Genomic DNA, 11,844 nt, shown 5'->3' with positions numbered 1-11,844 from the left:
TTTCCCTACAAAAGTTTTTGAGTCTACCTTTGTTACTACTAATTTCCCTTCTTTGGTAAAACAAATCACATCATCAATATCAGCACAATCGGCTATGTATTCATCTTTCCGCAATGAAGTTCCTACAAAACCTTCTTCTTTATTCACATAAAGCTTAGTGTTACGCATTACTACTTTAGTAGCCTCTATATCTTCAAATAAACGCAATTCTGTTTTTCGCTCCTTACCTTTACCGTACGTCTTTTTTAAACGTTCAAAATAACTTACCGCATAATCAACTAAATGTGCTAAATGATGTTCCTTTTCGGCAATATCCCCCTCTAGAGCATCAATTTTTTGTTGTGCTTTATCAATATCAAACTTTGAAATACGTTTAATTCGTATTTCTGTTAAACGTGTAATATCATCCTCGGTAACGGCTCGCTTTAAATGTTTAGTATGGGGTTTTAGACCTACATCAATAGCCTCAATTACTCCAGGCCAAGTTTCTTGCTCTTCAATATCACGATAAATTCTATTTTCAATAAAAATACGTTCCAATGAAGCATAATGCCATTGTTCTTGTAATTCCCGTAGTTGAATTTCTAATTCTAATTTTAAAAGTCTTAACGTATTATCTGTTGAACGGCGTAACATTTCAGAAACCCCTATAAAGCTTGGACGATTACTTTCTTCAATAACACAACCTAATGGTGATATTGAAACTTCACAATTAGTAAAGGCGTATAAAGCATCAATGGTTTTATCGGGTGATACATTACTTGGTAAATGCACTAATATTTCAACTTCAGAAGCGGTATTGTCTTCTATCTTCTTTATTTTTATTTTCCCTTTATCGTTGGCCTTTAAAATTGAATCAATTAATGTTGTTGTAGTTGTCGAAAAAGGGATTTCAGAAATTACTAATGAATTTTTATCTTTTTGACTAATTTTAGCACGTACCCGAACTTTTCCCCCGCGTAACCCATCATTATAATTACTAATATCGGCAATACCCGAAGTTGGAAAGTCTGGATATATAGTAAATCGTTTACCTTTTAAATGTTTTATTGACGCATCAATTAACTCATTAAAATTATGAGGCAATACTTTTGTGCTCAAACCAACCGCGATACCTTCGGCCCCTTGAGCTAAAAGTAACGGAAACATTATAGGTAAGTTTATAGGCTCTTTTTTACGTCCATCATAAGATAATTGCCAATCGGTTATTTTAGGATTAAACACCACATCCAAAGCAAACTTGGATAATCGAGCTTCAATATAACGTGAAGCTGCTGCACGGTCTCCCGTTAAAATATTCCCCCAGTTACCTTGCATATCAATAAGCAGGTCTTTTTGCCCAACTTGCACCATAGCATCCGATATACTCATATCTCCATGTGGATGATACTGCATGGTATGTCCTACTATATTAGCTACTTTGTTATACCGGCCATCATCTAATTCTTTCATAGAATGTAAAATACGGCGTTGTACAGGTTTTAAACCATCCTCAATAGCAGGAACTGCACGCTCCAAAATTACATAGGATGCATAATCCAAAAACCAATCCATATACATTCCCGTTACCTTTTTGGTAACTTCTCCCGATGTATTTTCAGACCCCTCTAAAGGGATATCTTGCATATTATCTTCGCCGTCAATCATATGTTGTAGGTAATTATTTTGGAGTTATATTATTTTTCTTCAACTACGTCGAGTTCAACTTTTAAATTATTGATAATAAATTTTTGCCTATCCGGAGTATTCTTACCCATGTAAAAAGACAACAATTCTTCAATCGACTTATCCTTATCCAGCATTAAAGGATCCAAACGAATATCATCACCAATAAAATGCACAAATTCATTAGGTGAAATCTCACCTAATCCTTTAAATCGAGTTATTTCGGGATTAGCACCTAATTTTGCAAGTGCATCTAAACGTTCTTGTTCCGAGTAACAATAAATAGTTTCTTTTTTATTTCGTACTCTAAACAAAGGGGTTTGCAATATATATACATGCCCTTCCTTTATTAATTCTGGAAAAAACTGAAGAAAAAATGTAATTAATAACAATCGAATATGCATTCCATCAACATCAGCATCCGTAGCAATTACAATATTATTGTAACGTAAATCCTCTAAGGATTCTTCAATATTTAAGGCTGCTTGTAATAAATTGAATTCCTCATTTTCATACACAATCTTTTTTGACATGTTATAGCAATTCAATGGCTTACCACGTAAACTAAAAACAGCCTGAGTATTTACATCCCTAGATTTTGTGATAGATCCACTTGCCGAATCTCCCTCGGTAATGAATAAGGTACTTTCTAAATTACGAGGATTTTTGGCATCTCCTAAATGTATACGACAATCGCGTAATTTTTTATTATGTAAGCTTGCTTTTTTAGCACGATCTTTGGCTAGCTTTCGTATACCAGATAGCTCCTTTCGTTCTCGCTCCGCTTGTAATATTTTACGTTGAAGTAATTCGGCTGTTTCTGTATTTTTATGTAAAAAATTGTCTAAATATTTTTTTACAAAATCATTGATATACGTCCGCACTGTTGGTAAGTCACCTCCCATATCGGTAGACCCTAATTTTGTTTTGGTCTGGCTTTCAAATACGGGTTCCATCACTTTTATGCTTATCGCAGAAACTATCGATTTTCGAATATCACTGGCTTCATAACTTTTTCCATAAAATTCGCGAATTGTTTTTACCAAAGCTTCGCGAAAAGCAGCTAAATGTGTTCCTCCTTGAGTGGTATTCTGTCCATTTACAAAGGAATGATACTCTTCCGAGTATTGCGTTCTGCTATGTGTAATTGCAATTTCAATATCATCACCACGTAAATGAATAATTGGATACAAACGATCCTCTGTATTGATACTTTCGGCTAATAAATCTTTTAATCCATTTTCCGAGTAAAACTTTTCTCCATTAAAAACTATGGTTAGCCCTGGATTTAGGTACACATAATTTTTTAGCATTTTAGTTATATACTCGGTGCGGTACTTGTAATTTCTAAAAATAGTATCATCGGCAATAAAGGTTACTTTTGTACCTTTTCTGCGCGAAGTTTCTTCTAAAAATTCTTCTTGCTTTAATTCTCCCTGAGAAAATTCGGCTGAAGCTGATTTTCCATCTCGACTAGATTCGACTCTAAAATAACTTGAAAGTGCATTTACTGCCTTGGTTCCTACTCCATTTAAACCTACCGATTTTTTAAAGGCACGAGAGTCATATTTACCTCCCGTATTCATTTTAGAAACCACATCAACAACTTTACCTAAAGGGATTCCTCGACCATAATCACGTACTGTCACGCGCTCTCCTTGTACAGAAATTTCAATGGTTTTTCCTGTGCCCATTACAAACTCATCAATAGAGTTATCCAGCACTTCCTTAATAAGAATATATATACCATCATCTGCCGATGAACCATCACCCAATTTCCCTATATACATTCCGGGACGCATACGAATATGCTCTTTCCAATCAAGTGAACGGATATTATCTTCGGTATATAAAGTTTCTTTACTCATAGGAATGAAAATTGGCGGTATTCGCTAATATATATCCTTACATCGAATTTTAAAAGCACTTCACCCAAAAGTTGTTAAGAACTTTATTAATAAGTTTTCTCTAGCGCTAAGACTAAAACACAGCCAACTAACTATCAGATTATTATATCAAGCATCCCAACTTAAACCCGTATTATGCATTAAACAGTCTATTCCGTATCTAAATCTATGCAAAATCAAACGCTTTGCTGCATTTTTTGATTCAACCATAGCCGTACATGCTTAAATCAAGAAAATACTCGATTTTATTGAACTTTCAATACTCATAACGAAGTTCAAAATGCATAATGCGGGTTAAACGCATCAGCCCCCATATTTAAAAAAAGCCTATCTCCTTATTATGTATCTTTGAGTTTCATTCTTTTTTATGGAGCCTTATAAAACGATTATTGAAATAGTTTCTGCTATTTTCATATTAATAGCCTTTGAACTTATCAATAGAAAAAGTTTAAAGGGCTATAGTTTAATGGCTTTAGGGCAATTTTTGGCTATGATCATATGCGTTATGACAAACTTGTGGTTTTTAGCCCTAATGCATTTTATCAACTTCCTTTTAATGCTTAGGGGGTATTTTAAATGGAAATCATAATCATACATGCCTTCCTTTTCTTAACCATACATCATTATTCTTTTTTTCTGGAAACTAAATAAACTCCTAAAATTACAATAAGCATCCCCAATAATTGAATACTCGACACCTCTTCACTTAAAAAGAAATAAGCTAATACTATAGTGGATACTGGCCCTAAACTTCCAAATATAGAAAACATACTAGCTCCTAAACGGCTTATAGCTTCGGAAACTAAAAATGAAGGAATTAGTGTTGAAAAAAAAGCCATGCAAAAACCTAACACATATACGGGTGTTGGATAATTAAATAAATCGAAATCACGAATAAAACTATAATGTACTACCACACAAAAAGTAGAAACTAACATGGAATACGCCGTAAATGGCACCACTCCAAACTTAGGAATTAACCACCCACTCCCAACCAAATACGAAGCATACGTAAAAGCACTTAAAAAAATAAGAAAACCACCCCAATATACTCCGGAAGTGTTCGTATCAATTTCATTCCAAAAGGTAATTACCACTCCTACATAAGTAACCACTATAGCCCATAATTGATTTTTCGAAAGCTTCTTTTTAAAGAAAAACCAAGACAAAAGCACTACTATTGTTGGATATATAAAAAGTATAATACGCTCTAAGCCAGCTTTTATAAATCGTAAGCCTTCAAAATCAAAAAAACTAGCTAAATAATAGCCCAAAAAACCAAACAAAAACACCCAAAGGTAATCTTGCTTTTTAATTTGTTGCGGATTTGCTGGTGTTTTCCATAAGGCAATTCCTAAATAAAAAGGAAAAGCAAAAATCATTCTAAAAAGCAATAAACTTATCGAATCAATATCATATTGATAAGCCAACTTTACCATCACTGCTTTTGCAGAAAATAATATGATTCCAATGATTGCAAATAAAATCCCTACACTTACTGATTTGTTTTTATCCATACCGAAATGTATTGATAAGCAATTTACTATCACCTAAATTTTATTCTATTTATACAATACCCAAAATAAAAACATGGCTAAAACAAAAGCTATTTGTAAGAATATTCCTTTTTCATTTTAATCATTCATTAACATGGAGATAATTCTTAATTTCTAAATTTAAGCTAATTAATTTATAATTGTTATGAAAAAAATATCTTTACTTTTAGTAACAGTATTATTTAGTTTAAATAGTATTGCTCAAATCAAAACACCTCAACCTAGTCCTGCTGCAAAAGTAATGCAAGTCGTAGGCTTAACAGATGTTAGCTTAGAATATTCAAGACCTTCTATGCGCGGTAGAACAATTTTTGGAGATTTAGTTCCTTTTGGGAAACTATGGAGAACTGGTGCCAATAAAAATACAATTATCACTTTTAATAAAGATATTACAATAAGTGGAAAATCATTAAAGGCAGGATCATATGCTATTTTTGCTACTCCTAGTGAAAAATCGTGGGATATTAATTTTTATACAGATACTGAAAACTGGGGAACTCCAAAGGAATGGAGTGCTAGTAAAGTTGCGGCTACCATTACTGCTACAACTTCAAAAATTAATGATAGTGTAGAGTCATTTACTATTTCTATAGATCATGTGACAAGTAATACTGCTCATTTAGTGTTTAGCTGGGAAAATACCAAAGTAGCGATCCCTTTTGAAGTTACTACCGATACCGCTGTGATGAAACAAATAGACAAAGTAATGAATGGTCCCGATGCTAAAGACTATTATGCTGCTGCTGTTTATTATTTATCAGCTGGAAAAGACATCAATAAAGCAAAAGAATGGATGGATAAAGCTATGTCATTAACAGAAAAACCACAATTTTGGCAACTACGCAAGCAATCATTAATTTATGCTAAGGCTGGTGATACCAAAAAAGCTATCGAAATAGCAAAAAAATCTTTAGCCGCTTCTGAAACTGCTGGGAATACCGATTATGTTAAAATGAATAAAGATTCGTTAAAAGAGTGGGGAGCTTTATAGGGATGTTAGATGTTAGATGTTAGAAAGTTCAAAAAAATATTTTTAAACAACATAGGGAATCACCTCTTTTATAAAAAAATCCTCAGCATTAAAAATATACTGAGGATTTTTTTTTATATCACAAAATAACTATGTTTTGCTTAATATGTAAGGAAGAAAAGCCTACACATTAAATAGGAAATGCATCACATCTCCATCCTTAACTACATAATTTTTACCTTCTACATTTAATTTTCCAGCTTCCCTAGCTTTTGTTTCACTTCCTAGAGCCACGTAATCAGCATATGCAATTACTTCTGCTCTAATAAATCCTTTTTCAAAGTCGGTATGAATCACCCCTGCAGCTTGCGGTCCAGTTGCTCCGATAGGAATGGTCCAAGCCCTAACCTCTTTTACTCCTGCTGTAAAATAAGTTTGCTGATTTAATAATTTATAAGCCGCTCTAATTAAAACTGCTGCCCCAGGCTCTTCTAAACCAATATCCTGTAAAAACAATTGACGCTCTTCGTAGTCTTCTAACTCATTAATATCAGCTTCAGTACCCACCGCTAAAATAATTACCTCAGCGTTTTCATTGGCCACGGTTGCTTTTACTTTTTCAACATACTCATTTCCCGAAACGGCTGCTCCTTCATCTACATTACATACATACAATACAGGTTTATCGGTAATTAACTGAAGTGTTGACACTATTTCATCTCTTTCATCTTCCGAAAAATCAATAGCTCTTACCGAAACTCCCGCCTCTAATTGTTCTTTTATTTTTAATAAAATTGCTTCTTCCTTTTGGGCTTCTTTATTCCCGGTACGAGAGGCTCTTTTAACCTTGTCTAACTTTTTTTCAACGGTATCCAAGTCCTTCAATTGCAATTCAATATCAATCGTTTCCTTATCCCTAATTGGATCAACCGAACCATCAACATGTACTATATTATCATTATCAAAACAACGAAGTACGTGTATTATAGCATCTGTTTCTCGGATGTTTGCTAAAAATTGGTTTCCTAGTCCTTCTCCTTTACTTGCTCCTTTTACTAAACCTGCAATATCAACAATTTCGACAGTAGCAGGTATGACACGCTCTGGGTTTACCAATGATTCCAATTTCTCTAATCTGGGATCTGGAACATTCACTACCCCAACATTGGGCTCAATGGTACAAAATGGAAAATTAGCACTCTGTGCTTTTGCATTTGATAAACAGTTAAATAATGTTGATTTTCCAACATTTGGCAATCCTACAATACCAGCTTTCATTCAGTGTTATTTTGAATTCTTTCAACCAACCAGAAGTAAACTCCAAGTAGTGGTTGATCAAAAATTTTTATATGTTGTAATGATACTTTTTTAATTCATAATGCGAATTAAATTGACTGCAAATATAAGCGGGTTTATGCTGGTATACAATGTACCTTAAAATTATTCTAACATTTATGGCTATTTACTTAATTGTTATTGTTTTCTTAACCAATATTGAGTACGGCCAAGTAGTGAAAAACCGATATAACCTCTAACTTTTAGTTTATTCTTTTCTACTAACTCCAAATAACATTTATACACATTACCAGACTCTGGATCTGTAATGGTGCCTCCATCATACGCATCGCCATCTTTTTCTAACCCCTCAATAATTACCATACCCAAAATTTTTTGGTCTTTTTTATCACCCTCACATTGATCACAAACATCATCGGGAGTCCCTTCTTCTTTTTGAATAATCTTCCCAAAATACTGGTCATTTTGTTTAAAAATTTCAACCACTGATCGCTTTTCTCCTGTTTTATCATCATATGTTTCCCATTGGCCCTCCAACTGTTGAGAAAAACTAATTGTTGTCCAAAATAACAAACCTAATACACTCCAAATTTTCATAGTTACACTTTATTAAAAATTCACAAAATTATTAAATCCGAATTATGCATTAAAAAATCTATTTCATATCGAAATCTCTGCAAAATCAAAAGCTTCTCTGCATTTTATTGAGCCTTCAATACTCATAACGAAGTTTTAATGTCTAATGCGGGTTAAACGCTTATAAGTGAAAATAGCATTATTTATACCAAACAGAAATCACTTTATATTTTTTTTAGAAATTTAATTCTCATAATGCCTAGTCAAACAGGAATTATTCTTAGATTTGCCTCCTTTATAAAAGCAATAGAGAGGTGGCCGAGTGGTCGAAGGCGCACGCCTGGAAAGTGTGTATACACCAAAAGTGTATCGAGGGTTCGAATCCCTTCCTCTCTGCTAAAGGAGACAACTTTTTCATTTTGAAAAATTTGTCTCCTTTTTTATTTCCTTTATATACTAGACTTATATGCTAAACTTTAGGCTAAAAAGGCATCTAGTTTTTATTACAATTATTTCGTATTTTAGATAAGCAAGGCCAAAAAAAAAAATTATCAAGAGAAATTATTCTCGAGTTTTCAGTTAAGTGATCGTGTACCTAAGACTAATTTTTATAGAATTAAACAAGCAAACAAAGTAATGCATCTGTCAGCTATGGCTTATAATTTGAAAAAGCACCTAAAATTCATTCAAAAAACAGCAAAAAGTAAAGCAAAAGCTCAAGTAATTAAAGCGCTATTGAAAAACGTGTTTTATGAGTTGATATTCTCATTTTTAAGCAAGCCAAATTTTACAAGTTTTATCTTTAAAGTATAAAATATGACCTCTTAGAATTGCTTATTTTAAAGCTTATTTTGTGAAATTAAGGGCTTGTGCAACGGTTGCTAGTGTAGTGGCTAGTAATTTATTTTAGAATTCTATTTTTCAAATCCATTCGTTGATGTAACACTCTTTCAATTAGTATATAATCAGAATTTATTATTTCATAAAATATTATATGTCTGCCAGATTTAACTCCTAAGAGTTTGTTCTTGACTTGATTGTAAGGTCTACCCAATGTTGGATTTAGAGCTATTTCGTTGAATACTAAAACTAATTCATTATAGTATTTATCAGCTTGTTTTTCAGACCATACTTCAAATGTATAATCCCAGATTAAGGTTAAATCTTCAGTAGCTTTGTTCGTTAATTTGTATTTACTCATACTTATTAAAGCCCTCTTTTTTCTTTTAAACTTTGTAAATGAAGTATTGGGTCAAAATTTTCGTTGATTCCACTTTCAATTCCTTCATTGATAGCTTTTTTTAGAATCAAAACTTTACTTTCATCTTCTTCTAATAGCCTTAACCCAGCTCTGACTACTTCACTAGCATTTTTATATCTACCATTAGATACACTACTTTTTATAAAATTATCAAAGTGATTACCAAGTGTTATAGAAGTGTTTTTACTCATAATTAGAATCTTTAATTCAAAGATACCAATTTTAGGTATTTTGCGCAAGATTTTTTTATTAGCCACAACGGCTCAGTGTATGGAACGTAGCATTAAAAAAGATACTACATTTCGGATTAAACCCCACATAAAATTTATAATCTATAGTAAAGGATTCATTTTTTGCTAGCTAGAGAAGGGATCAAGCAGTGAAGTTTTTTAAAAACGGGCTTGTACTTTTTAAAATTAAGGAGCATCCCTCATCACTTTCCCCATAAACCCACCACCGAGTCAGTCAACATCGCATTCATCTATAGCCTATCGGCAAGACGAATGCTTTATGTGTTGTAAAGCGTTATTTCTTCTTTTCCATCGTTCAAATCCACATTATTATATCCTTCTTTTCTCAAATAAATTTTTTGCAATTCAGTTTTGTTTTCGTCCAAATTATCTCCAGTTAATGGATGAAATCCGAAGAAAGTCCACTTGTTAGTCAAAATAATAGGGGTTTTGTGTCTAGGGCCTTTAGTCAAGCCGTATGACCATTTTTTATTATCTATTATTTCTCTTGTGGTTTTATAGTCAAGTTCAGATTTTAGCCAACCAATATCAAAATAATCAGATTTGTAATCGTCCTCAAAATTCCAATTTTTAATTACAATTTCTGATAAGCCTTGATAACAATCTTGGTCAAAATAAAATTCAACTGAGTCTATTGAAATAAAAGGACATCCAAAATCTTTTGATTCTTTAAATAACCTTTTCCACTCAGGAAAAATCCTTAGAAAATCAATTTCGGAATCACCCCATTTGAAAGGGTAAATATTTCCTGTCTTTATTATTTCCGTTAGAGATATTTTCATTTTAAACAATGCTTTACAACGTTAAATATATGGCATTTAGGGCAGAAGATAAACAATTAGTTTCGATTAAACACTAAGCCAAACTTTTGCATTTTGATTTATCTTTTTCATTTTAAAGCCAAATCAAAAGATTTGGCGATACAGCAAATAAACACAGCCTTTTCGAACCAACTTAAACCGCCCTATTTGCTATATATAGTGTTGAACTAACCCTCCTTATCAGTCGTGAGCTTTTTACTACCTTGAAAGGTAAAACATTAAAATTAGTTATTATGATTTCAAAAAAAAGCAACGTTAGTTGATGAAGCTTTAGCAAAAGTACCTCATTTTAAAGTATTACATGATAGATTACTTCGAGATTTCACCATTCAAGGTAAGGCTAAGAGTACCTTTAACAACTACATCCGTTGCCTTGCACATATGGCTTTGCATTTTAACCAAAGTCCTGAGGGTTTGGATGAAGAAGCTGTCAAAGATTATCTATTTCTTTGTAAATCCCAACATCAAACGCCATCAGAGAGCTTCTTCAAACATACCGTTTATGGTCTACGAGCAGCATACAAGGTGTTGGGATTAAAAGACAAGCGTGTTTTTCTTCCTCAGATCAAAGCTCAGCGTGATTTGCCTGTGGTGCCTAATCGCTCCGAAGTACGATCGTTACTCAAAGCTTCTAAATATCTACGTCACCGATTGATGTTAGGGCTATTGTATGGTTGTGGTCTGCGATCCTATGAGCTTTGCAAGCTTCGTTTGTCCGATTTAGATTTTGAGAGGAAGACGGTTTTTGTTAGAAAAGGTAAAGGTCATCGGGATCGTTATCTGCCATTGAGTGCTCATTTAATTCGAGGGCTTAGGGCATATTTTCAAGAATATACACCTCAAGAATATGTGTTTATCTCACAGGTAAGTAAAGATGGTAAAGAACATCCTATTACAACTAGAGCCATCCAATGGTTGATCAAAGAGAGTCGATCTAAAGTAAAAACTTCCAAGCATTTCACCGCGCACACCCTGCGTCATAGCTATGCTACTCATTTAAAACCCTACAAGCTATCCGACGTTGTCGTACTGCGGAGCTAGGTAGGCATATCGATCAGTGTACTTGTTGTGATGGATTGCATTTGTCATACAATTCGTGCCGCAATCGTCATTGTCCGAGGTGTCAAGTTCACAAGCGCGAGCAATGGATCGCTGCGCGTAGCTAGGAGCTACTCGATGTGCCTTATTATCATTTGGTCTTCACCTTACCGAGTGAATTACATCAGATATGTTTATTACATTCCAAAGAGGTATACGGCGGTTTGTTTGCTGCTTGTTGGTCTACGGTGAAGATTTTTGCAGAAAACCATCTTGAAGCAACTCCAGGTATGATAGCAGTTTTGCACACTTGGGGCAGTAATTTAAGTTTGCATCCTCATTTGCATTGTATTGTTCCAGCAGGAGGAATTGATAAGCAAGGTCATTGGATAGCACAGCAAAAGAAACGTCGGCATCTATTTCCTGTAAAACGGATGAGTGTTGTTTTTAGAGCTAAGATGGTAGCGGAACTTCGAAAAAAGTCATTGCCTATTGATCAAAAT

General features: G+C 33.6%; 10 protein-coding genes, 1 tRNA gene and 2 pseudogenes. 5 read left to right on the top strand and 8 right to left on the bottom strand.

Going from position 1 to position 11,844, the window contains the following annotated elements:
- The 3 genes from KQA_RS20835 to KQA_RS0217335 all read right to left on the bottom strand — a co-directional run.
- Nucleotides 1-1,626, bottom strand: a 1,626-nt coding sequence (locus KQA_RS20835; protein ID WP_232285922.1) for a DNA gyrase/topoisomerase IV subunit A, incomplete at its 3' end; no start/stop codon positions are given.
- A 50-nt stretch (nucleotides 1,627-1,676) separates the two neighbouring features.
- Nucleotides 1,677-3,533, bottom strand: a complete 1,857-nt coding sequence (locus KQA_RS0217340) for a DNA topoisomerase IV subunit B (RefSeq protein ID WP_010182858.1) — start codon at nucleotides 3,531-3,533, stop codon at nucleotides 1,677-1,679.
- Between the two features lie 662 nt (nucleotides 3,534-4,195).
- Complete coding sequence (locus KQA_RS0217335) at nucleotides 4,196-5,089, bottom strand: DMT family transporter (RefSeq protein ID WP_010182857.1); 894 nt, start codon at nucleotides 5,087-5,089, stop codon at nucleotides 4,196-4,198.
- A 184-nt stretch (nucleotides 5,090-5,273) separates the two neighbouring features.
- Here KQA_RS0217335 and KQA_RS0217330 point away from each other — a divergent pair, with 184 nt between their 5' ends.
- Complete coding sequence (locus tag KQA_RS0217330; protein ID WP_010182855.1) at nucleotides 5,274-6,119, top strand: DUF2911 domain-containing protein; 846 nt, start codon at nucleotides 5,274-5,276, stop codon at nucleotides 6,117-6,119.
- Between the two features lie 162 nt (nucleotides 6,120-6,281).
- Here KQA_RS0217330 and ychF read toward each other — a convergent pair whose 3' ends face one another.
- Both ychF and KQA_RS0217320 read right to left on the bottom strand, forming a co-directional pair.
- A complete protein-coding gene (gene ychF, locus KQA_RS0217325) occupies nucleotides 6,282-7,376 on the bottom strand; it encodes a redox-regulated ATPase YchF (protein ID WP_010182853.1) in 1,095 nt (364 codons plus the stop codon).
- Nucleotides 7,377-7,571: 195 nt separating this feature from the next.
- Entirely contained in the window at nucleotides 7,572-7,991 is a 420-nt protein-coding gene (locus KQA_RS0217320; protein WP_010182851.1) for a DUF2147 domain-containing protein, read from the bottom strand.
- A 287-nt stretch (nucleotides 7,992-8,278) separates the two neighbouring features.
- Between KQA_RS0217320 and KQA_RS0217315 the strand changes: the two genes are divergently transcribed.
- Both KQA_RS0217315 and KQA_RS21065 read left to right on the top strand, forming a co-directional pair.
- Nucleotides 8,279-8,366, top strand: a tRNA-Ser gene (locus KQA_RS0217315).
- Nucleotides 8,367-8,582: 216 nt separating this feature from the next.
- Nucleotides 8,583-8,783: pseudogene (locus KQA_RS21065) on the top strand (hypothetical protein); the annotation flags it as partial.
- An 88-nt stretch (nucleotides 8,784-8,871) separates the two neighbouring features.
- On the opposite strand, the gene KQA_RS0217305 reads toward KQA_RS21065, so the two are convergent.
- The 3 genes from KQA_RS0217305 to KQA_RS0217295 all read right to left on the bottom strand — a co-directional run bounded on the left by KQA_RS0217305 (nucleotide 8,872) and on the right by KQA_RS0217295 (nucleotide 10,264).
- Nucleotides 8,872-9,171, bottom strand: coding sequence for a type II toxin-antitoxin system RelE/ParE family toxin (locus tag KQA_RS0217305; protein ID WP_010182847.1), 300 nt, complete (start codon nucleotides 9,169-9,171; stop codon nucleotides 8,872-8,874).
- A 5-nt stretch (nucleotides 9,172-9,176) separates the two neighbouring features.
- Nucleotides 9,177-9,422: a type II toxin-antitoxin system ParD family antitoxin gene (locus KQA_RS0217300; RefSeq protein WP_010182845.1), complete on the bottom strand. Its 246-nt coding sequence runs from the start codon at nucleotides 9,420-9,422 to the stop codon at nucleotides 9,177-9,179.
- Between the two features lie 317 nt (nucleotides 9,423-9,739).
- On the bottom strand, nucleotides 9,740-10,264 hold the full coding sequence (locus KQA_RS0217295; RefSeq protein WP_010182844.1) for a hypothetical protein: 525 nt from the start codon (nucleotides 10,262-10,264) through the stop codon (nucleotides 9,740-9,742).
- 453 nt (nucleotides 10,265-10,717) lie between these two features.
- On the opposite strand from KQA_RS0217295, the gene KQA_RS0217290 reads away from it, so the two are divergent.
- Both KQA_RS0217290 and KQA_RS21060 read left to right on the top strand, forming a co-directional pair.
- Nucleotides 10,718-11,344 carry a tyrosine-type recombinase/integrase gene (locus KQA_RS0217290; protein ID WP_232285920.1) on the top strand — a complete coding sequence of 209 codons (627 nt, stop codon included), beginning with the start codon at nucleotides 10,718-10,720 and terminating at the stop codon, nucleotides 11,342-11,344.
- Nucleotides 11,293-11,844 (top strand): annotated as a pseudogene (locus tag KQA_RS21060) (IS91 family transposase); the annotation flags it as partial. The gene KQA_RS0217290 and the pseudogene KQA_RS21060, both read left to right, overlap by 52 nt.

The sequence above is a fragment of the Aquimarina agarilytica ZC1 genome, from assembly GCF_000255455.1.
Classification (GTDB): domain Bacteria; phylum Bacteroidota; class Bacteroidia; order Flavobacteriales; family Flavobacteriaceae; genus Aquimarina; species Aquimarina agarilytica.
This window is presented reverse-complemented; position numbering and strand designations above follow the sequence as displayed.